General features: G+C 31.9%; 19 protein-coding genes. 14 read left to right on the top strand and 5 right to left on the bottom strand.

Translation table 11 applies throughout. The annotated features are described in order from the left end of the window. Positions 1–6: 6 nt before the first annotated feature. The 5 genes from RIN63_RS09455 to RIN63_RS09435 all read left to right on the top strand — a co-directional run bounded on the left by RIN63_RS09455 (position 7) and on the right by RIN63_RS09435 (position 7,786). Positions 7–774 carry an ABC transporter ATP-binding protein gene (locus RIN63_RS09455; protein WP_310444481.1) on the top strand — a complete coding sequence of 256 codons (768 nt, stop codon included), beginning with the start codon at positions 7–9 and terminating at the stop codon, positions 772–774. Beyond that, positions 767–2,737 (top strand): FtsX-like permease family protein, encoded by a 1,971-nt coding sequence (locus RIN63_RS09450; protein ID WP_310444480.1) that lies wholly within the window; start codon positions 767–769, stop codon positions 2,735–2,737. The genes RIN63_RS09455 and RIN63_RS09450 overlap by 8 nt, the downstream gene beginning before the upstream one ends. A 147-nt stretch (positions 2,738–2,884) precedes the next feature. Beyond that, positions 2,885–4,129 (top strand): helix-turn-helix domain-containing protein, encoded by a 1,245-nt coding sequence (locus tag RIN63_RS09445; protein WP_310444479.1) that lies wholly within the window; start codon positions 2,885–2,887, stop codon positions 4,127–4,129. Between the two features lie 83 nt (positions 4,130–4,212). Continuing rightward, a complete protein-coding gene (locus RIN63_RS09440) occupies positions 4,213–6,021 on the top strand; it encodes an ABC transporter ATP-binding protein (protein WP_310444478.1) in 1,809 nt (602 codons plus the stop codon). Further along, entirely contained in the window at positions 6,011–7,786 is a 1,776-nt protein-coding gene (locus RIN63_RS09435; RefSeq protein ID WP_310444477.1) for an ABC transporter ATP-binding protein, read from the top strand. Before RIN63_RS09440 ends, RIN63_RS09435 begins: the two co-directional genes overlap by 11 nt. A gap of 59 nt (positions 7,787–7,845) precedes the next feature. On the opposite strand, the gene RIN63_RS09430 is transcribed toward RIN63_RS09435, so the two are convergent. Next, a complete protein-coding gene (locus RIN63_RS09430; RefSeq protein WP_310444476.1) occupies positions 7,846–9,441 on the bottom strand; it encodes an amidohydrolase in 1,596 nt (531 codons plus the stop codon). Positions 9,442–9,707: 266 nt separating this feature from the next. Between RIN63_RS09430 and RIN63_RS09425 the strand changes: the two genes are divergently transcribed. The 4 genes from RIN63_RS09425 (at position 9,708) to RIN63_RS09410 (ending at position 15,272) form a co-directional block, all read left to right on the top strand. Next, the gene (locus RIN63_RS09425; protein WP_310444475.1) at positions 9,708–10,412 is read left to right on the top strand and encodes a LytTR family DNA-binding domain-containing protein; all 705 of its coding nucleotides are present in this window, start codon (positions 9,708–9,710) and stop codon (positions 10,410–10,412) included. Further along, positions 10,409–11,521: a GHKL domain-containing protein gene (locus RIN63_RS09420; RefSeq protein ID WP_310444474.1), complete on the top strand. Its 1,113-nt coding sequence runs from the start codon at positions 10,409–10,411 to the stop codon at positions 11,519–11,521. Before RIN63_RS09425 ends, RIN63_RS09420 begins: the two co-directional genes overlap by 4 nt. Positions 11,522–11,600: 79 nt before the next feature. Then, the gene (locus RIN63_RS09415) at positions 11,601–13,385 is read left to right on the top strand and encodes an ABC transporter ATP-binding protein (protein WP_310444473.1); all 1,785 of its coding nucleotides are present in this window, start codon (positions 11,601–11,603) and stop codon (positions 13,383–13,385) included. 3 nt (positions 13,386–13,388) lie between these two features. Next, positions 13,389–15,272 (top strand): ABC transporter ATP-binding protein, encoded by a 1,884-nt coding sequence (locus RIN63_RS09410; RefSeq protein ID WP_310444472.1) that lies wholly within the window; start codon positions 13,389–13,391, stop codon positions 15,270–15,272. Positions 15,273–15,326: 54 nt separating this feature from the next. Here the strand turns inward: RIN63_RS09410 and RIN63_RS09405 are convergent, their stop codons facing one another. The 4 genes from RIN63_RS09405 to RIN63_RS09390 form a co-directional block, all read right to left on the bottom strand. Beyond that, the gene (locus tag RIN63_RS09405) at positions 15,327–15,899 is read right to left on the bottom strand and encodes a GNAT family acetyltransferase (protein WP_310444471.1); all 573 of its coding nucleotides are present in this window, start codon (positions 15,897–15,899) and stop codon (positions 15,327–15,329) included. A 61-nt stretch (positions 15,900–15,960) separates the two neighbouring features. Beyond that, positions 15,961–16,698: a tRNA pseudouridine(38-40) synthase TruA gene (truA, locus tag RIN63_RS09400; RefSeq protein WP_310444470.1), complete on the bottom strand. Its 738-nt coding sequence runs from the start codon at positions 16,696–16,698 to the stop codon at positions 15,961–15,963. A gap of 182 nt (positions 16,699–16,880) precedes the next feature. Beyond that, on the bottom strand, positions 16,881–17,783 hold the full coding sequence (locus tag RIN63_RS09395) for a DUF2935 domain-containing protein (protein ID WP_310444469.1): 903 nt from the start codon (positions 17,781–17,783) through the stop codon (positions 16,881–16,883). 62 nt (positions 17,784–17,845) lie between these two features. Beyond that, on the bottom strand, positions 17,846–19,417 hold the full coding sequence (locus tag RIN63_RS09390; RefSeq protein WP_310444468.1) for a hypothetical protein: 1,572 nt from the start codon (positions 19,415–19,417) through the stop codon (positions 17,846–17,848). Between the two features lie 188 nt (positions 19,418–19,605). Here RIN63_RS09390 and RIN63_RS09385 point away from each other — a divergent pair, with 188 nt between their 5' ends. From RIN63_RS09385 to RIN63_RS09365, 5 genes are all read left to right on the top strand, one after another. Continuing rightward, positions 19,606–20,256, top strand: coding sequence for an L-fuculose-phosphate aldolase (locus tag RIN63_RS09385; protein ID WP_310444467.1), 651 nt, complete (start codon positions 19,606–19,608; stop codon positions 20,254–20,256). Further along, positions 20,253–20,975: a GntR family transcriptional regulator gene (locus RIN63_RS09380; RefSeq protein ID WP_310444466.1), complete on the top strand. Its 723-nt coding sequence runs from the start codon at positions 20,253–20,255 to the stop codon at positions 20,973–20,975. The genes RIN63_RS09385 and RIN63_RS09380 overlap by 4 nt, the downstream gene beginning before the upstream one ends. A 34-nt stretch (positions 20,976–21,009) precedes the next feature. Next, complete coding sequence (gene mtnA, locus RIN63_RS09375; protein ID WP_310444465.1) at positions 21,010–22,047, top strand: S-methyl-5-thioribose-1-phosphate isomerase; 1,038 nt, start codon at positions 21,010–21,012, stop codon at positions 22,045–22,047. Positions 22,048–22,119: 72 nt separating this feature from the next. Continuing rightward, positions 22,120–22,881, top strand: a complete 762-nt coding sequence (locus RIN63_RS09370; RefSeq protein ID WP_310444464.1) for an MTAP family purine nucleoside phosphorylase — start codon at positions 22,120–22,122, stop codon at positions 22,879–22,881. A 32-nt stretch (positions 22,882–22,913) separates the two neighbouring features. After that, on the top strand, positions 22,914–23,837 hold the full coding sequence (locus RIN63_RS09365; protein WP_310444463.1) for an alcohol dehydrogenase catalytic domain-containing protein: 924 nt from the start codon (positions 22,914–22,916) through the stop codon (positions 23,835–23,837). Positions 23,838–23,863: the final 26 nt, after the last annotated feature.

Here is a 23,863-nt window from a genome sequence, read left to right as displayed (position 1 = left end):
ATTGATATGCCACTTTTAGAAGTTAAAAACTTAAAGAAAGTATATACAACACATTTTGGCGGAGCTTCTGTTCAAGCACTTACAAATGTTTCATTTTCAGTAGAGGAAGGAGAATATATAGCTATAATGGGTGAATCTGGGTCCGGTAAGACAACATTGCTTAATATCCTTGCATCCTTAGATAAACCAAGCAGTGGAGATGTACTCTTAAACTCTAAGAGTATATTGTCTATTAATGAAAAAGAGATTTCTTCATTTAGACGAGACAATCTTGGTTTTGTTTTTCAGGATTTTAACTTATTAGATACTTTTTCTATTGAGGATAATATCTTTTTACCACTTGTGCTAAAAGGAGAAAGCCATGATGAGATGAGTAAGAAGCTTGCACCTATAGCAAAGAGATTGGAAATAGAGGACATCTTAAGTAAGTTCCCATATGAAGTATCAGGAGGGCAAAAGCAAAGAACAGCCATAGCAAGAGCCTTAATTACAGATCCTGAGATTATACTGGCAGATGAACCTACTGGAGCCCTAGATTCTAGATCATCGGAAGGACTATTAAAGATATTTTCAGAAATAAACAATGAAGGTCAGACAATACTCATGGTAACACATAGTACCAAGGCTGCTTCTAATGCCAAGAGAGTATTGTTTATAAGGGATGGGGAGGCCTTTCACCAACTTTACAAAGCTTCACAAAGCAATGAAGAGATGTATCAGAAGATTTCAGATACCCTCACTTTAATAGCTACAGGCGGTGCAAGAGATGAATAAATTTTTTTATCCTAAACTTGCACTTAATAACATTAAAAAGAACTCCAGAGCCTATATACCTTATTTACTAACTTGTATTGGCACCATAATCATGTTTTATAATATGTGCTATTTAGTGGTTGTAAAAGACTTAGGATATTTAAGTGATAGTGGAACCCTAAGATATATGATGTTATTAGGAACTATAATAGTAGGCATATTCTCTTTTTTCTTTCTGTATTATACCAATAGTTTTTTGATAAAGCAGAGAAAAAAAGAGTTTGGACTATTTAATATATTGGGTATGGAGAAGAGACATATTGGGAAAATCATGCTATATGAAACCCTCTATATCTCTATAATTAGTTTAATTAGTGGTATTTTAGGTGGAATTCTTTTGAGTAAACTACTAGCATTACTGCTTCTTAAATTAATTAAGTTCGATGTGGTATTTGGGTTTGAAATCCCATTAATTGCTCTTGTAGCTACTATAATACTATTTAGTGCTATATTTTTATTCAATCTAATCTACAATGTATTGCAAGTGCATTTGTCTAAACCTATTGAATTATTAAAGGGTGGCAATGTAGGAGAAAGGGAACCAAAGACCAAATGGTTTTCTACTATTATTGGGATTGTAAGTCTAGGGATTGGATATTATTTAGCTCTTACGGCAGACTCACCAATAGCTGCAATAAATAAGTTTTTTATTGCCGTAATATTTGTAATAATAGGTACTAACTTTTTGTTTAAGGCTGGGAGTATTGCTTTATTAAAATCCCTTAGGAAGAATAAAAACTATTACTATCAAACAAATCATTTTATTTCTGTTTCAGGTATGATTTATCGTATGAAGCAGAATGCAGCAGGCCTTGCAAATATTTGTATTTTATCTACTGCTGTTATTATCACACTTTCTACAACAGTATCTTTATATGTAGGAGTAGATGATTTACTTAGAACCAGGTATCCAAGGAATATTGAAATAAATGCAAGTTATTCAGAGGAAGTGGTTGAGAAACTAGATGATTTAGTGGCAGAGAGTACAATGAAAGCCAATGTTTCTAGTGAAAATGTAACTAAATTTTCTTCTATTAGTTTTATGACAAATCAGAAGGGTTCTAGTTTTATGGTACAGGATAAAGAGTCCTTTTCCATGAAAAACTTATCATTATTAATCCTATTAACTCAAGATGATTATAATAGATTAGAGGGGAAGGGTGTATCCTTAGAAGAAGGAGAAGTATTGGTTTATACAGCTAAAGGGGAGATATCTGGAGATGTAATGGACCTAAATGGCTTTGAATTAAATATAAAGGAAAAGCTTGATTCCTTTAATATGGCTACTGATGATATGGCACATCTTTCTGACAGTCATTATATAGTTGTAGATAGTTTAGCTACTATAAATAAGACTTATAGTCATCTCGAAGGAGATAGTGATGCACCTGAACTTAATTACTATTATGGTTTTGATGTAGAGACTGATAGTAGTTCTGAGATAGAATTAGCTGCTTCAATAAGAAGCTCTATAGACAAAGCTAATATAGATGCTGGTGTAAAAAGTGCAGAATCAGATAAAGAGACTTTTTATACACTTTATGGAGGACTATTTTTCCTTGGAATATTCATAGGAATATTATTCATAATGGCAACTGTCTTGATCATATATTATAAACAAATTGCTGAAGGTTTCGATGATAAGGATAGATTTGAGATCATGCAAAAGGTAGGTATGAGTCGTAAGGAAATAAAACAATCAATAAGAAGCCAAGTGCTTACAGTATTTTTCTTACCCCTAGTTACTTCTGTTATTCATGTAGCATTTGCATTTAAAGTGGTTACTGAGATGCTATCAATATTTTATCTTACAAATGTGAGCTTATATGCTTTGTATACTGGATTGACTATAATTGTATTTGCATTCTTCTATATAATTATTTATACTTTGACAGCAAGAACATATTATAAAATAGTTAGTTAAGTATATTAATAGGAATTAAATATAGAAAGATCAGCAACTAAAGGGAAGTAGATAATGTCCTATCAATTTGTAATTGAGTTTCATCAGATATTGGGTATATGGACAGTAATAGTTTAGCTGGTATAATCGATATAGGTGGTGATAACTTTGGATAGAAATAAAATCAACATGGAAGGACAAATGCTTAGGATAGAAAGACTGCGACAAGGTAAGGAGCTTAAGGAAGTGGTTGGTAGAATATGCAGTGTAAGTACCCTATCTAAAATAGAAAGAGGCAAGCAGAAAGTAGACCCTGATATGCTTGTAGATCTATACAATGAACTAGACATTGACTATGAGAATGATGAAGAATTTATTGAAAATATGAGCTATTATATAAAGCAGTATTTCTATCAAACAGTTTATAAATTTGAACATGAATCTCTAAATATATTAGAGCAGGAAAATGATAGATTGAATTATAGTCCTTTGGCTTTAGATTGGATGATAATAAGAGTTATGGAATATAAGGATAAAGATGTATTAAACATCCTTGACCAATGTACAGATTTTATGAACCAAGAGCAATTAGGTTGGTATTATTTAATCCATAGGTATGAAGACAGGAAAACAACTTTAGAAAAGAGAATAAAGGCACATAGGATATTACAGAATAGTTTTTCCACTTTGGAACTTATGTGGATATACTGGAACTTCGGGGAATATAGTATAGTCAACAGTTTATCTACCATGGCTATTAACTTTGCTTTAGATGAAGGAAATACATGGGCATTGTCTCAAGTATATTTACTACTAGGTGGAATTTATTCTTGCTATAATATGGAAGAAGCTATGATTGGGGAATATCAAAAGTCCATGAACCTTCTTAAAAACACTAATTGGACCAAAGAACTAGAATCTATGTATTATAATATAGGGGCTACTTATATATCTCTAGGAGATTATAAGAAGGCAAGGGAATACCTAGATAAATCTTACAAAGCTAATTTTAACTCCTATCATAAATGGGCTGTACTAGAGAGTAAAGTCGGTAATATAGAAGAAGCCAATCAATGGGTACATAAGATGGAAGAATACGCTAAAGACTATAAAGAAAAAAACAATGAATCTGAAATTTGGGATAAATTCAGTAAATTTTATTATGATGAGATGATTGAAATATTAGAAGTAACCAAATTACAAGTAGGTGGAAACCCAGAGAAGTCAAAAGAATATATTCCATTATTGGAATCCTTAATGAATAGGTTTTCAAAAGAAGGTCGATATGGATTTATGAATTTTCATAAAGATTCTTTAAAAGAAGCATATATTAAAAACAGATTTTATAAAGATGCATTAGAATTAGAAGAGTTATTTTCCAAAATAAAGACCAGACACATGGCTAACATGTAGAATTAGAAGGTCAATTTCGCTAAAAATATGAAACTAATCCCCCTTACCACTATGTTATACTAATGGTGAAAGGGGGATTGTTTATGTTCAAAACTATTAGTTTTTTATTTAAAAAGATAAGGGAATATGATTTTTTTATGATACCCATAATGATTATTTATACTTTTCTTTCTTCAATCTATCCATTTATATGGGTTGTAGTACCAGCAAAGGTCATATCCTTAATATCTATGGGAGATTCATCTAGGATGATAGGATGGGTTATAGTAGGTGGGATACTAGCAGTTATATGTTCTATGGGAACTTCATATCTAAGGGGCAATTATAGAATGAGGATGAATAATGTTCGCTACAATTTGATTCGTGATTTAATGAAATATTCTTTGACTATGCCCTATGAAAATACCCTTAATCCTGATCAATTGACAAAGATTGAACTAGGAGATATATCGGTAAGAAGCCCTATGCAAGGAGCTGGTGGAATAATCCTTATTATGTTAAGTCTATTTGGGAATATATTTGCTTCTATTGGTTTCCTAGGATTAATGTCTAGATTGTCCTTATGGATTATGATATTACTATTTTTACTAGTATTAGGTTCCTTTTATTTCAATTCAAAGGCAGCTTCATTGGAGGAATCAACTTGGGATCAAATGGGAGATTATCAAAGACAATACTATCAGACTACAAATATCATGACTGATCCAAGCTATGGAAAGGATATTAGGATTTATTCCCTAATAGATGTACTTGAGAGTTATTGTAATAGACTTATAAACCAATTTATGACTATTTCACAATCAGTAAGCAAGAAATACATTCAAATGGATATAGCTGTTGCTATTTTAAATATCTTAAGAGATGTAGTGTTATTTAGTTATATTTCTAGATTATTATTAAATAATCAAATTGATACTTCACAGTTCTTTCTTTATACCACAGGAACCATCTCTCTAGTGGTAATATTACAAGAATCCATGAAGCAAGTATCAGATATTCGTAAAGAGAGCAATAGATTTTCTCATTTTATCAATCTAATGGAAGAAGAAAAATCAGTATTAAAAGATAATGTAGATATAAACTACATAGATAATGCAATAAGTAGTGATTCAGTTACAATAGATATTGTTGATGTTAGTTTTAGATATCCAAAGGCAGAGAAAAATGTCTTGGATAATTTAAGTTTAAGGATAAAATCTGGGGAAAAGATGGCTCTTGTTGGAGAAAATGGATCAGGTAAGAGCACATTAATCAAACTACTATGTAAATTCTATAAACCAACTTCAGGAACTATTTATCTAAATGGCATAGATATAAACCAAATACCAGAAGATATTTACAGAGATATGCTTGGAGTAGTTTTCCAAGATGCTATGGTGTTTCCATTTTCTATTAAGGACAATATTGCTTTGGAAGAAATAGTTGATGAAGACAGGCTTAATAAGGCAATCAATGATTCTGAAATTGAACAAACAATGGCTAGTTTATCTAGGGGAATAGATACAGTTCTATTAAGAATCCTTGATGATGAGGGGTTAGATATATCAGGAGGTCAAAGGCAAAAGCTATACTTGGCTAGAGCACTTTATAAGAACAGCAGATTTTTAATGTTAGATGAGCCGACTGCAGCATTGGATCCCTTGGCAGAAGCAGCATTGTATCAACAATATGACTCACTTAGCAAAGGGAAAACTAGTCTGTATATCTCTCATAGATTAGCCAGTACAAAATTCTGTGATAGGGTAGCTTACTTAAAGGATGGTAAAATCATAGAATTAGGGACTCATGATGAATTACTGGAATTAGAAGGGGAGTATAAAGCTTTATTTGATATTCAAGCAAAGTACTATAAAGAATCTGAACAAGGTAAGGAGGTTCTATATGAAAACTAAATTGAAATCTTTACCACAGTTTCTCAAGGAAATGTCTAGAGATTATAAATACATGTTACCATTGATATTTACACTTGCAATTTTCCAGGGATTATCTCCTTTAATTAACATTATATTGCCTAAATATATTTTAGATGAACTGTTGGAGTCAAAACGAATTAATATCTTGTTATTATATATAGGAGGATTAGCTATAGGAAACTTCCTGTTTCAATTGGTTATTTCTATTTGCAGAAACCATTTAAATATTTATAATAATACTTTAGCATTGGATTCAGTTAAGAAATTAGGGATGAAAGCAACAAATATAGACTTGCAGGATAGTGAGAAAAAATCCAACTTAGATTTATTAGAAAGAGGTAAGCAAGGAACCTATAATATAATTGGTTTTACAGATAATATTTCCATCTTAGGTGCATCATTAATTACAATCATAACTGTATTAGGTATATTGATAAAAAATGATTGGAGACTGATACTGCTTATTTTATTATGCAATATAATTACAATTCCTTGTTTTAGTAAGATTAAAGAACTAGATATAGATAATGCGAAGAGGGGGATTCCTGAAAACCGAGCCTTTCGATATCTTTGTTCAGTAGCAACCGATTTCCGTTTTGCAAAGGATCTAAGGATATATAAAGGTGACAAATTTTTTATTAAAAAAGCAGAAGATACAATGGATAAGATTCTCAGTATTAATCACGAATACTTTACAAAGCACGGGCTTTGGAATGGATTAGCCCAATCTATTGTACAAATTCAATTAACTCTTACATTTATTATATTAGGACTTAGTTTATTTGCTGCTAGAATCACGGTAGGTACATTTACTATGCTCTATAGTGCCAGCAATCAATTAAGTAGGTCATTCAATAGCTTGATTCAGGCGTATACTAATTTAGTTACTCTAAGCTTTAATTTAGATCCATATTATGAATTTTTAAATATTGAAGAAACAGGTAAAGAAGGAGAAAAGTTTAATAACGCCATAGATAGGCCAGTATCTCTAACATTTGAAGATATTACCTTTAAATATCCGACTGCTGAGGAAGATATATTAAAGAATGTAAACTTTCAGATATATCCCGGAGAGACCCTAGCCATTGTTGGTAAAAATGGTGCTGGTAAGACTACAATAATAAAGCTACTATGTAGATTATACAAACCACAAAAAGGAAGAATACTTATTAATGGAATAGATATTCATGACTTGCCAATTGAAGAATATAAAAAACAGTTATCAATTGTATTTCAAGATTTCAAACTATTACCAATTAAGCTTGATGAAAACATTTTAGGAAAAGAAGAAAGATTAATCACTGTAAAAGAAACTGAAACGGTTTGGGAGAAATTAGAGGAAACAGGGATAAAATCATGGATAGATAATCAGTCAAAAGGACTTAAAAGTTATTTGACAAAGACTTTTGATAATAAGGGATTAGTTCTATCTGGTGGACAAGAACAAAAAATTGCTATTTCGAGAGCCCTTGCTAGAGATGGAGGTATTGTTATTTTAGATGAGCCTACTGCTGCCCTAGACCCCAAAAGTGAAGAAGAAGTATTTGAGAATTTGATCAAACTTACAGATGGAAAGACATCCATTTTTATATCCCATAGACTTTCCAGTACGAGAATTGCTGATCGAATTATTGTATTGGATAAAGGGGAGATTCTAGAGGAAGGTAATCACAAGGAATTAATTGAGCGAGATGGACTATATGCCAATATGTACAATATACAAGCAAAACAATATATAAGTTAAGAAATAGATTGAAATGCGACAGCGGAGACGGTTCTCGCTGTCGCATTTCTTCATTCATATTATCTCTCTATAAAAACACCATCAATCATAGTTCTTTCTACGACTATATCTTTTATCTCTTCAGGGTTTATAGTAAATATATCCCTATCAAGTACTATTAAATCTGCAACGAAGCCAGGTTTTAATCTTCCTTTAAAATCTTCTTTAAACTCATTATATGCACTTCCATAGGTGTAGCAATCAATAGCATCTTGTAAATCCATTTTTTCATTTGGATAGAATCCACCTTCAGGTTTACCATCTAATCCCATTCTAGTTACAGCACAGTATAAATTATGCCATGGGTTACAGTCCTCAACAGGTGCATCAGTACTCAAGCTTATTGCTGTTCCTAATTTATATAGGGTATTGAAAGCATAAGAGGTCGAAGCTAGTTCTTTTCCAACTCTATCTTCTACTATATTTAAATCATAGTCTAGGAATATAGGTTGATACATTACTGGGATATTTAATCTTGCTATTCTTTCCAGTAGCTCCATGCTTGTTATTTGGCAGTGAACTATTCCATGTCTTAAAGGGTTTTCACCATTAACCATAAGCTTCTCATAAGCATTTATTATCATTTCAATAGCCCCATCTCCAATTGCATGGGTGACAATCTTTATTCCATTTTCTGCGGCTAGGCTACAGATATTATCTAATTGCTCAAGAGTCAAGACTTCAACACCTTTAGTACCGGGAGCATCTTTGTAGTCATTAAGCATTAATGCTGTTCTTGCCCCAAGGGAACCATCTATAAATAGTTTTAGGGCTCCTTTGGACAAGAATTTTTCATCATATTGACCAGTTACAAACTCAGTATTAAGATAATCTCTTAAACCACTTATATCTTGGAAGTTAAACTGATGACCAAATCTTAATTTGGTTTTTTCATTTTTGTAAATATCTCGGATTAAATCAAACATTAAGCTAGGATCTTTACTCCTTATATCACATGACTGTACAGATGTTATACCTAAGCTAATTGCATAGTCAGCTGCTTTAAGAAATTCATCTTCTATGTCTTTTTTAGTTTTATTTGGAATAACAGACTTTAAAAATCCAACTGCATTTTCATTGACTAAGCCAGTGGGTTTGCCATTGGTATCTAGCTCAATTTCTCCACCATCAATAGTGGTATTCTCATCTATTTTCAACAACTCTAAAGCCTTTGTGTTACCAGTTGCCATATGTCCACATACCCTAGAAAAAACTATAGGTATTTCAGTAGAGATTTTATCTAGATCAAATCTAGTTGGCATTCTCTTTTCACCTGATGTGAAGTAGTCTTGATTCCATCCTCCACCAAACATAGCTGTTAAACCTGGATTATCTTCAATGAATTCTCTTCCAATTCTAATTAGATCATCAATTGATCTGGCAGGAGTCAAATTACAGGATGACATGGCACTTCCAATGCCAGCCAAATGAAGATGACTATCATTTAGACCAGGTAATACAGTTTTTCCTTCAAGGTCAACAATTTCATCAGCATCAAGTAGAGATAGTTCTTCATTAGTCCCATATTTCTTTATTATTCCATCTTCAATAAGAAGTGCTTCTACAAAAGTATTTTTTTCAATATAAATTTTGCCATTCTTTAATAAAGTTCTCATGTTTCACCTCTATAATTTATATATTTAGTTAATTTAGTATTAATTTTCTGTCATAAATATACCTCAAAAAGACAATCAATAGCAAGTCTTATTTAGCTTAATGGGAATTACATAGAAGGATATTCCATATTATGCTATTATGGAGGGAGGAATCTAAATCATTTTTAATGTACTTCTTAGATGAAAAATACTAATGTTATTGATATAATAAATAATAACTAAGTCTACTACAAGTATTTAGAATATACTTGGGAAGGAGTTTAAATATGAAGATAGCAATTGTAGAAGATAATATTCTCCATCAAAAAATTATTACTGAGGGTTTGCGGGATATTGACGAAGAAAAGAAATATGAATATGAAATATTTGGAGACTCTCAATCTTTTTTGTTTTCATTGGAGGATAGAGTCTTTGATGCATTGCTATTAGATATTGAAATGCCAAAGATGAATGGAGTTCAACTAGCTGCAAAAATTCGAGAAACTAATCCAGATATTCCTATTGCCTTTATTACAGGTGAAAAAGATTATGTTTTTCAAGGCTATGAAGTAGAGGCCATTGGATATATATTAAAGCCTATTGATTTAAACAACCTTAAGGAATTGATGAAGCGAATCGAAAGAAAGGTCAACTTCCAAGAAAAGAATATCCTAATTAAAACACAAGAAGCCGTTGAAGCCATAAGTCCATCAAAGATTCTTTATATTGAAAGTTGCGACCACAAAACAGAAGTTGTCACAACAGAAGCTACATACTTAACCAATCAAAAGATGTATGAATGGGAAGAAACTTTGGACTCTGATTTATTCCAAAGAATTCATCGTTGTTCTTTGGTTAATTTAAATCGGATTAGAAAGATATTGAAGAAAGAGTGTGAGATGGATGATGGAAAGCTATTGTCAATTGCTAGAGGACAATGGGAGCCTCTAATGCAAGCTTTTCTTAGAAATCAGAGAGGGAAGCATATATGAACGGGACAATTATCTTGATAGAAATTATTGTATTAAGTGGATTATTATATTTTTTTCTTAGCAAAACTGTACTAGATAAAGGATTTCTACAATATTTAATCGGTCTATTGTTGATGTTAGCATGTATCCTTATACCTTATATATGGATAACTAGGCTAATACAAATACTGATTTTATTTGTATATTTGGTTTTTTACGATGAAAATTCCTTTCATACAGAAATCAAATGGTTTGTGCCCTTAGGAATTTTGTATTTTTCTTTTTCCTTTTTACCAGTATCATGGCTTTCTAACGGTGTATTTCTTATGGTTTTACTCTGGGGAATTTTATCTATAACCTTGAAATCAGCCTTTCTTTTGGGAATAATTAGTGTACTAATTCTGCTTCTACCTGCTTCATTAATATCAAATCTTCTTACAATGTTAATTATGATAATCTTGGACCAAAGTAGAAATTCCTTAGAAAAAAGATTTCAGTTTAGTTATGATAGATTTCAAAGAAATCTCATCAATGAGCAATACCAGGAGATTAAGAATGTGTACCTTCAGATGAGAGGATGGAGACACGATTATCATAATCATATTCAGACAATGAAGGCATATTTAGCAATGAATGAGCTTAGTAGCCTTGATGACTATTTTAGTCAGCTTCAAACAGATCTTGATTCGGTGGATATGATGATAAAATCTGGAAATCTAATGATGGACGCTGTTCTCAATAGTAAAGTTACTATGATGAATCAAAATAAGATTAGAGTTAATTGTAAGGCAATATTACCTGAAGAATTATCTATTAATGATATTGATCTTTGTGTTATAGTGGGAAATCTTTTGGATAATTCTATTGAAGCTTGTAGAGAGATAGCAGAAGGAAAACGATTTATTAGAATATATTCTGAAATAATTAAGTCACAATTCTATCTCTCCATACAAAATAGTGCTAGAGAGGAATTAAATTTTAATCAAAGGAATTATATTTCTTCCAAACGAGGAGAACACGGTTTTGGGATTAAAAGGGTTTCTTTATTAGTTGATAAATATGATGGTTATTTGAATTTACAAAATGAACCAGGAATTTTTGCCAGTGAAATCACTATACCCATCAATTAACGAATAAAAACTAACAATTGGCGTTAGTTTTTATTTTTCTATAATGTTCTATGCTAATATTTACATAGGAGGTGATGAGATGTCTACATTGGGCAAAAATATAAGATTTGTTTGGAAAATGTGGAAAAGAGAATTTGGAAAGGGAGTTGGCATATTTACATCTATTACACTATTATTTAAGATATTGATCCCGTTATTTTCCATTGCTATACCTAGTTTAGTAGTCTATGTATTTGAAATGGAAACAAGGGGATATACAGCAATTCTATATATATTAAGTATAATGGGAGTATATATTTTGCTAAACATTATTGGAGGTTACTTAGGGGGTAAACTGACCAATGATCTATTCATTATGAGAATTAATGAGACTCCATATTTCATGAGAAAATCATTGGAATTATCCTATGAGTATATTAGTAGCCATCAAGGTAAAGTTGCTACTGAAAAAGCCAAGGAGGCTATATTATCAGGAAATGATTTTGGACCAGAAGGATTCTCTAACAATCTATTTAGTGTCATAGTTAATACTATTCTAGTCATAATCTTTGCAGTCATATCTGCTAAACTTCATCCCTTGTTAGCAGTGACAATGGTGTTAGCATCTTCTATTAGACTAATCAGAGATTATAGGAATCATAAATGGGATATGTCCATTCAAGATGATGAAAAAGCTCTTTTCTATCGTAGATTTAATACGGAGCAGAAATGTTTGGATACAAAGCTTGGCAAAGATGTCAGGTTATATAATATGCAAAAATGGTTTAGGAGTAAATTTGAAAGCTTACATCGTCAAATATATGAAATAAGATGTAAGAGATATGATAATCAAAGACATTCATCAGTGGTTTCAATAATCATGGGTGTAATAAGGGATGTAATTTGCTATGGATTTCTCTTGTACCAGATATCTAACAAGTTAATAAGTGTCAGTGAATTTGTTTTATACTTAGGTATTATATCAACCATCAGTAGCTACATTAATCAGATATTCCAGTCGACGGTGGAATTGCTACAGAATAATATCATTACGGATAATTACAGAAACTATATTGAAAGGGAAGTTCCAGCTGAAGAAGATTATCCATGTCATATTCCTCAGCAAGATGGATATCGGGTTGAATTGCAAGATGTAGACTTTGCTTATGGTGAAGAAAAAATCTTTGAAGATTTGAATCTTATAATTGAAGAAGGGCAAAAACTAGCAATTGTAGGGGCTAACGGAGCAGGGAAAACAACATTAATCAAATTGATAAGTGGTCTATATCGTCCTCAAAAAGGGAGGATACTTATTAATGGAGTAGATATTAGTCAAGTCAATCCAAAAGAAGTATTTTCAGCGACAAGTCTAGTTTTTCAAGATGTAGAAATCTTTGCAAACAGTATCGGAGAAAATATTACATCCCTTGTTCCTGAAAAAATTGACAAGAACCGATTGACCAAAGTAATTACAGATGCTGGTTTGCTAGATACCATCCAACAATTGGAAAAGGGATATGAAACTAATTTAACCACCTATATTGATGAAAATGGGATTAGTCTTTCAGGTGGACAGCAGCAAAAACTCATGTTAGCCAAGGCACTTTACAAGGATGCTCCAATTTTGATTCTTGATGAACCAACAGCAGCCCTTGATCCAATTGCAGAGGCACACTTATATGAGCAATATGGAAATCTAACTAAGAATAAAACATCAATTTTTATTTCTCATAGATTGAGTTCAACACAATTCTGTAATCGAGTGGTTTTTATGGAGAAGGGTAAGATAGTTCAAGATGGAAGCCATCAGCAATTGATGTCTTTAGAGGGCCCTTATAGAAGAATGTTTAGTGCTCAAGCTCACTATTATCAAAAGGAGGCTTAGAATATGGATAAATTAAAAACAAAACAAACTCTAAGAGAGGTATATTCATTGATTAGACGATTTTATCCATTAGATCATTCCTTGATCCCCTTACTCCTTCTAAATAGTATCATGGGTGCCTTAATTCCTTATATTTCAATTGTCTTAAGCGCTCCAATTTTAGATTCCATGCTGAAGGGTGAGTATAGGAGAAGTATGATATGGATTCTTATCATGATTATTTCAACAGCATTGGCAAATTTAATTTTTGAGTTTATTAAGAATGGATATTTAAAACATGCAAGAAGTGTACAAATTAAGGTTGATGCTTTGATTCATATGAAACCTTTGGAAATTGATTATGAAACAGTAGAAGATGGAAAAACCATGACAGATTTTGTCAATGCAATTACATCTTTACGCTATCAAGGCAATTATTATACTGTTTTAAATCAACTGGAACAGAGTATTCAGGCTTTTATCTCTTTTGCTTTCGCCTCTATACTAGTCATTCGTCTTTGCTTGGCTGTAGGAGATGCAGAGGGATGGATTGCTATTGCAACAAATCCTTTAGTTTCCATTATGATAATTCTTGTATTCAGTGCATTGACCAGTGGAGTTTTAGCATATATAATCAAATTTTGTAATGAGGTGGTATTCAAGCTTTTCAAAGATAAGCTTCAAGCAGAAAAAATGGCAAGCTATGCTTGGAGATTGCTTGGAGATGAAGAAAAGACAAAGGTGATTCAAAGCTATGCCATGGAAGATAGTATCAATAGTATGGTTAAAGCAGCAGCGGATAAAATTGCTTCAAGCTATACAAAGGAAGGCAAATACTGGGTAATACAGTCTGCAGCTAATTCAGGTGCCAGTGGAGCTGTGACGACTTTAGCATATCTTTTGACAAGTCTTAAGGTCTTTGCCAATGCTATTTCCTTAGGCTATCTTGTACAGTATAGTCAAGCTATTGTTAAGATGAATACTTCTGTTATCAGCTTTGTAACTGCTTATCAAGAGTTAGCTAAGCTTATGGTTTATTTCAAGGAAATAGTCCAGTATATGGATTTACCAAATAGATTTGAAACGGGAAAAATTCCTGTTGAAAAGCGAAGTGATAATGAGTATGAATTTGAGTTTGAAGATGTGAGCTTTCGCTATCCTAATCAAGAGAATTATGTCCTCAAGAACATTAATTGCAAATTGAATCTCCATGACAAAATGGCCATAGTAGGGCCTAATGGTGCGGGGAAAACTACATTTATTAAGCTATTAATTCGTCTCTATGAACCTACCAGTGGGACAATTAAACTTAATGGGGTTGACATTAGGAAATATGATTATCATGATTATTTAGGCTTGTTCTCTGTAGTATTTCAGGATTTCGGTCTATATGGTGATAATATTAAGGAGAATGTATCTTGTAGTACTATGTATGATGAAGAACTAGTAAATGACTCCCTTGTAAGAGCAGGCTTATCCGAAGAATTTATTCGTGGGGAGAAATTGCTTGAAGGTGTTTCTGATGATAAGCTAGATGTTAAAAGGCTATTTAATGAGGATTCATCAGGTAAACATAGTGGAGGGGAGAAACAAAAGATTTCCATAGCTCGTGCCCTTTACAAAAATGCTCCAGTGGTAATCCTAGATGAGCCTACAGCTGCCCTTGATCCATTGAGTGAATTTGATATTTACCAAAGGTTTGATAATTTAGTAGAGGATAAAACAACTTTATATATCTCTCACCGTATGAGTAGTTGTAGATTTTGCAATGATATAATTGTATTCGATGAAGGTGAGATAAAGGAAAGAGGAACTCACGAAGAATTACTTGAGAATCAAGAACTTTATAGTAAACTATGGAATTCACAAGCTCAGTACTATATTGACCAGAAAGTTTGCCTGAATTAATTGAAAGAAAAGACTATGTTTTTGCATCCAAAAACATAGTCTTGTTTCTTTTAATTATATACTAGATCCCTTAGTCTTTTTAGACATATCATATCCTAATTCATAATATTGATTATTGTTGAATTCAAAGGTCTTAATTAAATCAAGCCCTAGCTTTTTAGTATGAGAATGGTAGGATCTAGGATTGATTTGGTTGATAAAAGTAATCATTATGGGATATCTTTTACTCATTTGAGCTCTAGAGAACTCAAAGATATTTGGCAGAACTTCAGTACCTCTATAGTCCTTGTGAATACAAATAGGTCCATATTGATAGGAGTTTTCTGTGGAAAGAACTTGATCTAAGTACTTTGTATTAGGCAAATCCTTTATCATATGTTGGAAAAGCGGCCATGCTGACCAATAGTCCCAAGATCCTGCCATTGCATAAGCTACAACCCTATCTCCATCACAGGCTATTGCAAGTCCATTTTCTTTTTCAATTAAATCCTTAAACTGACTTTCTGTAAATAAGGTTGTGACAAATCCATCGGCTTTATCCTCTTCACTAATAGTGGATATATGATATTGTTCCTGTAATTTAGAAATAGCAGGAATGTCTTTTAATGTAGCATTTCTATAAATCACAAAATCCTCTCCTTTTAATTTATTGAAAAGTATATTTGCTTTGATTATATCATATGGAAAATCAATAAATAACCTCTATTAAGCAAAGTCCCTTAGGATCAGCCATTGGACCTGCAATACTACGATCTTTAGCTTCCAAAATATTTATTACATATCTAGGGTTTATTTCTTTTTTTCCTACCCTAATTAAAGTACCAGTGATTATCCTAATCATATTGTGAAGAAAGCCATCCCCTTCATAGTCGATATAAATATACTTGCCATCTCTTGAAATATTGATCCTAGTTATAGTCCTTATTGCATCCTTCTTCTTTGATTTAGTAGTAGTAAAAGCTGCAAAATCAAAAGTTCCCACTAAATAATTAGCAGCTTCTTGCATATACTCAAGGTTTAGATTATCTGCTATATGAGTAGTGAATTTTCTAGTGAATACATCTTGATATTTATTATTATCAATAGTATATCTATAAAACTTGGATTTTGCATTATATCTAGAGTGGAATCTTTCATCTACTTCTTCCAGATCATAAGCCACTATATCATCAGGTAGATAGCGATTTATATAATCTTCCATTTCTTCTATTGTCATACTAGACTTAGTGTGAAAATTGCATACTAAGGATTTTCCATGGACGCCTTTATCAGTCCTAGAGCATCCGATTACATTTATTTCTTCTGAGGTCATTTTTTTAAGTAATTCTTCTAGTTTAGCTTGTATAGTATTTTCTTTATCACCTAACCTCTGCCATCCAGCATATCTACTACCATCAAATTGTAAATTCATCTTAATATTTCTCATCTTATCTACTCCCATCAGTTAATAAGCTTATTATATCTTATAACGAATAGGAAAGTTATACTTTTTTTCTTTTGTTTAATAAACTTTCCGTTATGAGTTTCAAGAAGAGCTACATTAATGCTTCTTTAGAAGCTCTTCTTTAATTTGAATATATATAAATAAAAATCTGATAGGATAACCTATCAGATTCTCATCTCTTTCAATATTCTTATATAATGATTTGCTTCTCTTAGGACATGATCTCCTAAAAGAGGGATGATAATTGATTTGATTTTACATTCTAGTAGGCCTTCTGTGCCTGCTTTCTTGAAAGCCATTATATCTTCTGCTGCTTTTAGACTTTTAACTCTGATTTCTTTTTCGTTATTTTTATTACATCCTTTTTCTAATATCTTTTCGAATCTTTCTGCCAATTCTTCTGCTGTTTCCTTCAAAGCTTCTTCAGTAGGATCGAGGAGACCATCAATAAACTCTGCATGTTCCTTCATTCTAACATTCCAAAAGTTCATATCATCACATACGCTTCTATCTGGTAACATTCTGTTTTGTAGACTATTTAATATGGACATATATAATTCAGCCTCGCGAAGAATATGCTCTATTAAAAGAGGGTAAAGGTTTGTAAATATTTGACATTCTAACTCCATTCTAAGAAGTTTCTTTTTGAATTCAATGACTTCTTCTAATAAGTTCATTGATCTCATATTTATGTTGCATATTTTATCTTCTAGCCATTCTGTATAATTAAAATTAGGATCTGATCTCAAATTAAGTTCAGCTTCAGTAATCTCCATATTAATAGAAGCACCGGTTAATTCTGAAGATTTTTTCTCTGCTCCTAGAGTTAAAGGTGTCACAATCTCATTTGACTGCAAAACTTCATTCCTTACTGCACAATTACCAAATATAACAGTTTCTGATAATAGATCTTCAAATGATTTCTTTAGTATATTAGCCTCGGCTATATCGGCTTTATTGATTGGTAGCAGGCTAGTTTCTATAAAAAACAGATGCTCCTTCATTATTCTTTGAAAAAATAAGTTTGTTTCTAGTGAAATTTGAATAAATTCTTTCCTTGACAACAAAAAAATCCCCCCTTGTTATAATATTACATAGTACATAATATTATGATGGGAGGATTTTGTGATTAATTTAATCTTTCATCTAGTTTTACCCGAATATCATCATTCATTATATTATTATTTTGCTTTAGCCATTCCATAAAACTTCTAATTATATCTGCAAAATTAGTATATTCATATTTTTCTATGGTATTTGCATACTCCTGTAAGATTTCATCTTTCATCACAAAAGAGTCGTAATCGTAATTAGGAACATGGTTATCTCCATAGAAATAAGTATATATATACCATTGATATATTTCATTAACCTTAGGCAGTAGATTGGAGTATGGATAAATCATTTTAAAGCTTTCAACTAATAAAATTCTTTCAGCTAGACTCTCCATAGATATCATAAGGCTTCCATCATTCATGTAAGGCTCATTAGTATCTAGTGCTAATATTTTGAGATAATCATTATATTCATTAGTTATATTCTCACCAAAGCTATCTACAAATTTTTGATTATCTATTAAATAATAATAAAGTCCTTCTGAAGTATCTAGCTTATACCCTAGATTTATATGATCTATGAGATGCTTCTTTAACTCTTCTTCATCTTTTAAGACTTTTTCTCTACTTAGATATTCTAAGCTATTTAATTTGGCTATAGATAATTCATATTTCTTAAATAAATAATCAAAATTCTCACCATTTTGATACTTAATGAATAAATTCTCTATTTCTACACTTCTATCAAATGATATTTCATCCAATTTGGAAATATATTCCATTAGAAGTTCAGTATTGTCGTACTTAGATAATTCATTCTTATGTTCATTTATATATTGTAATGCTTCAGAGAAATTGTTTTCAATTAATTCTTTTCCTTGATTTAAAATTTCTTCATTAGACTTTTCAGAGGAATAATCCTTCCTTTCAACTTTTACTAAAGTAGCAGAATCTTTACCATCCCATTTATACCAAAGAGTCATTTTATCTGAGCCTGCAAAGCTAGTATCTTCAGTTTCTGGGTCAACAGAATATATACTAAATTCTAAAATCCCATCATTATCAACATCAGTTATTTCATTACCAGCATATACAGATATCAGTGAAATTTTATTTTCATTAAAAATACTTTCAAGCTTACTGTCTTTTAATATAAATCCATATGTTATGCCTGAATGAGCACCTACACTATTATTTAGAAACAATCCGTTTTGATCCTCAGATATCTTTCCTATAATAATATGTTCGTTGCCATTATCGTAGTTCATTGAAATACTATCTATTAGACTGTATTTTTCTTGGGTAAATTTATATATTTCTAAACTTCCTTCATCATCCATATTATTAGGATCTCTGTTTCTAAATATTGCTAGTTCTGGAATATTATCTTCATCAAGATTTCCTACAGCATATGGAGGAGTTTCAGATTGTTGGTCATTTACAAGGCTGTTAATTAAGGTATTGATATGATTTACATAGGCTTGATCAGCTAAAAAATCATAGTTAGAACCCTTAGATACAATAATTTCCTTAATGGATTGCTCTGGGCTTAAGGTAGTTGGTAAAATTTCTTTTGTTGAGCAGCCTATTGTAAGGATAGACAAACATATTATTAGCACTATAAGTGTTATTTGTTTTTGCGACATAAATACTCTCCTTTCTATTAAGCATATTATATAACGAAAAAGGCAAGTTTGTGTAACAAAGAAGTTACAAAATTAGTTCAACTTTAACAATTCTAATATTGACAGAAAATTTGCCGAGTGCTATTATTTAATCATAGATGTCAGACAAGTTAAATATTATATAAAATATTAAGTCAGGAGCTGGTTCAATGTTAATGCAAGAAGAGAGAGAGCAAATTGTTGAATATGGGAAAAAGCTTGTTACATCAAGCCTTACTAAAGGAACTGGTGGGAATTTAAGTATTTATAATAGAGAGAAAGGTCTAATGTGTATATCACCTTCAGGGATAGATTATTTTGAAATAAAACCTGAAGATGTGGTAGTACTTGATATTCATGGCAACAAAGTTGATGGTGCTAAAGATCCTTCATCTGAATATGAAATGCATAGAATATTTTATGCTAATAGGGAAGATATTGATGCTATAATTCATACCCATACTATGTACGCAACAACTCTTGCATGTTTAAACTGGTCATTACCACCTGTGCATTATATGCTTGCATTAGCAGGTCTAGATGTTAGATGTGCCAAATATGCAACTTATGGAACTAAGGAATTAGCTGAAAATGCATATGAAGCTATGAAAGATAGATATGCAGTATTATTAGCTAACCATGGGCTTTTAGCTGGAGCAAAGGATCTTGCAAATGCCTTTAATATTACAGAGGAAATTGAATATTGTGCAGAGCTATACTATAGAACAAAGGCTATTGGAGAGCCTGTGATTCTTCCAGAGGAAGAGATGCTTCTAATGCTTGAAAAATTTAAAACTTATGGGCAAGTTAAAAAACAATGATTAAATCTATTTCCTTAAGCTCTAAAACAAAGCATGAAATATTAAAGTTTATCGAGAATGAAGAGCTCCAAGCAGATGAAATCTTACCATCTGAAAATACATTTATGGATATATTAGGTGTAAGTAGATATACAGTTAGAGAGGCTTTGGCCCTACTAGAACAGGACAAGATAATATATAAGATAAAAGGAAAAGGAACTTTTATAAACAAGAGACCAATTCAAATTGAATCTGGACTAGAAAAACTGGAAAGTATCACAGAAATTATCCAAAGCTTTGGATATCAACCAGGTACCACATGGGTTGGTGTTGAAGAAGGATATCCAACTAAGGATATGGTAAAAAAATTAAGACTTGAAGCTAACGATAAGATTATTACTTTAAAAAGAATTAGAACTGCCAATGGTAAAGCTGCAGCCTATTTAGTAGATACTATTCCTAAAAAGTTAGTAAACAATGAAAGTTTAGATAATATTGATTCAGAATCTGTATTTTCTTACATTAAAGAAAAGTTTGGAATTGTCATGGATTATGCAACTACTGAAATAATACCAACTTTACCTACGGAAGAAATGATTGAACGCTTAAAGGTTCCTAAGAACAAACTTTTCATATTGCTACATCAGCTACATTATGATAAAGAAGGACATCCAATTTTATACTCATTTGATTATTTTGATTCTGAAATATTTAAATTAAAGGTAAATAGGATTACTTAATTACTTTAGTATAAATAAACCAAGGAGGAAGAAGATGAAAGAGATAAAAACTATTGAATTTAAGGATGATATATTGTATTTAATAGACCAAAGAAAGTTACCTACAATATACGAAATATTTCAATGTAAGGATTTTAGAGATGTTGATTTTGCAATAAAGGATATGGTTGTTAGAGGAGCACCAGCTATAGGTGCAACAGCTGCATATGGGGTGGTTTTAGCAGCTAAAGAATTCTTAGGTGAAGAAAAGGAAAATTTCTTTTCAAAAATGGATGAAGCTTTAGATATATTGAACAACTCAAGACCGACAGCTGTAAACTTAATGTGGGCTATCGGAAAAATGAGAAAGCTTATAGAGGAAAATAAATCATCATCTACAGTAGATATTTATAAAAAGATAAGAGAAGAAGCAGATAAGATATTTGAAGAGGATATTGAAACCAACAAAACCATGGCAAAGCATGGTAATGAAGTAATTAAGGAAGGGGCAACTATTTTAACCCATTGTAATACTGGTGCTTTAGCAACAGTAGGATACGGTACTGCCCTTGGAGTTGTGAGGGAAGCTCACTATACTGGAAAGAATATATTTGTTTATGCTGATGAAACAAGACCAAGGTTACAAGGCGGTAGACTAACTGCATGGGAGTTGGTACAGGAAGAAATACCATCAAAGTTAATAGCTGATAATGTAGCGGCTACATTAATAAGAGATGGAAAGATAGATGTAATTTTAGTGGGAGCGGATAGAATAGCCTCCAATGGAGATACTGCAAATAAAATAGGTACATTTATGTTGTCCGTAGTAGCTAAAGCTTATAATGTTCCTTTTTATATTGTTGCACCTACTACAACAATAGATTTTGATATCGAGACAGGAAAAGATATTGAAATAGAAGAAAGAGATAAATCTGAAGTGACTCATATAGATGGAGTTAGAACTGCCCCAGAGGGTATAGATGTATTTAATCCAGCCTTTGATGTAACACCTTGGGAAAATATCACTGGAATAATTACAGAAAAGGGCATTATAAGAGCTCCTTATAAAGAGAACATAATGAAACTAAAATAAGTTTAGTTTTTGGTGCCAGGCACCAATTTTTAAACTTATTGAAGAAGGACTACTTGTTAAAGGAGGGATAAGATGAAGGCAATAATTGGAGGGACTGGCGTATATGGTACTAGTCACAATAGTAGAGTAGAGAAGGTTAAAACAAAATATGGTGAAGTGGAATTGGATGTAGTAAACATAGATGGAGAAGAAATAGTTTTTTTAGCTAGACATGGGAAAGAACATTCTAAGCCGCCTCATCTAATAAATTATAAGGCGAATATGATGGCATTAAAAGAATATGGGGTAAAATATATCTACGCAACAGCAGCAGTAGGATCTTGCAATGAAAACTATGCTCCTGGAGATGTTGTAGTGATAAATGATTTCCTTGACTTCACAAAATCAAGACCTGTTACTTTTTTTGAAGGAGGGGACGAACCAGTAAAACATGTAGATATGAGTGATCCTTATTGCAAAAATATGAGAGAGAAGTTTTATCTTTTCTCTAAAGAATTAGGCTTAGATATTAAGGGAGAGGCTGTATATATATGTACTGAAGGTCCAAGATTTGAAACAGCCAGTGAGATAAAAATGTATAAAAATATTGGTGATGTTGTAGGGATGACTTCAGTCCCTGAAGTAGTTTTTGCAAAGGAACTTGGTATGTGTTATTCTGCTATAGGTATTATAACCAATTGGTGTACAGGTATTGGTGGGGAAATAGCCATACATGATATACAGGGTTCAGTTGATAAAAACAGAGAAAATATAACAGATGTATTTATCAAAGTATTTAAAGAAGGGCTGGACCAAGATAATTGCTCTTGTAATAATTCAATTATTCAGCTCTAGATATTTTAAATATAGTAAAGTGAGGAGTTCATATGAAAGCTTTATACTATGATAAAAGTCTTCAATATGTGGAAAACTATCCAAAACCATCTCCTAAGTCTGGAGAATCATTGGTTGAAATTATTGTCAGTGCAATATGCAATACAGATAAAGAAATTTTAAAAGGATATAGACCTGATTTTAAAGGCATACTAGGTCATGAATTTGTTGGAAAAGTCCTAGAGTCCGATGATCCTTCCTTAATCGGGCACCGTGTTGTTGGTGAAATCAATGAAAATTGTGGCCATTGTATTTATTGCAAAACCGGGCGACCAACTCACTGTGAAAATAGAAAGGTAGTAGGAATTTCGGGGAAAGATGGATGTTTTGCCCAGTATATAACTATAAGAAATGAATTATTGCATATAGTGCCTAAAGAAGTACCATCTGAAGTCGCAATATTTACAGAACCTCTTGCAGCAGCACTGGAGATTTTGGAGCAAGTGCATATAAAGCCCTCTACTAGTGTTGGAATCATTGGAGATGGACGACTTGCATATATGATCGCCCAAGTAGTGTCTTTGACAGGAGCTAATTTAACTATAATTGGTAAACATGAAGAGAAATTAAACTTATTTAAATCCTTTGCTAAGGTAAGGACAAATACAGAAGAATCTTATGAAATAGTTATAGATGCTTCTGGCTCTCCATCTGGCATATTAACAGCACAAAAAATAGTTAGGAAAAAAGGAACTATTGTTATTAAAACCACTTATGCAGGAAAAGTCGAAATAGATATGAGTGATTTTGTAGTGAATGAGATTACTATCAAAGGAAGTAGATGTGGTCCCTTTGAACCAGCATTGCAATTACTAAAACTAGGTTTGATACAATTTCCACCTATCGACTTATATGAATTAGAAGATTATGAAAAGGCATTTGAATCACGGGAATTCAAAGTAGGTTTTAGGTTTTAACAAATAAATATACTAACAGATAAAAA

Source organism: Tissierella sp., assembly GCF_031460495.1.
GTDB lineage: Bacteria > Bacillota > Clostridia > Tissierellales > Tissierellaceae > JAVKTS01.
The sequence above is the reverse complement of the archived record's forward strand: the minus strand, read 5'-3'. Positions and strand labels throughout refer to the sequence as shown.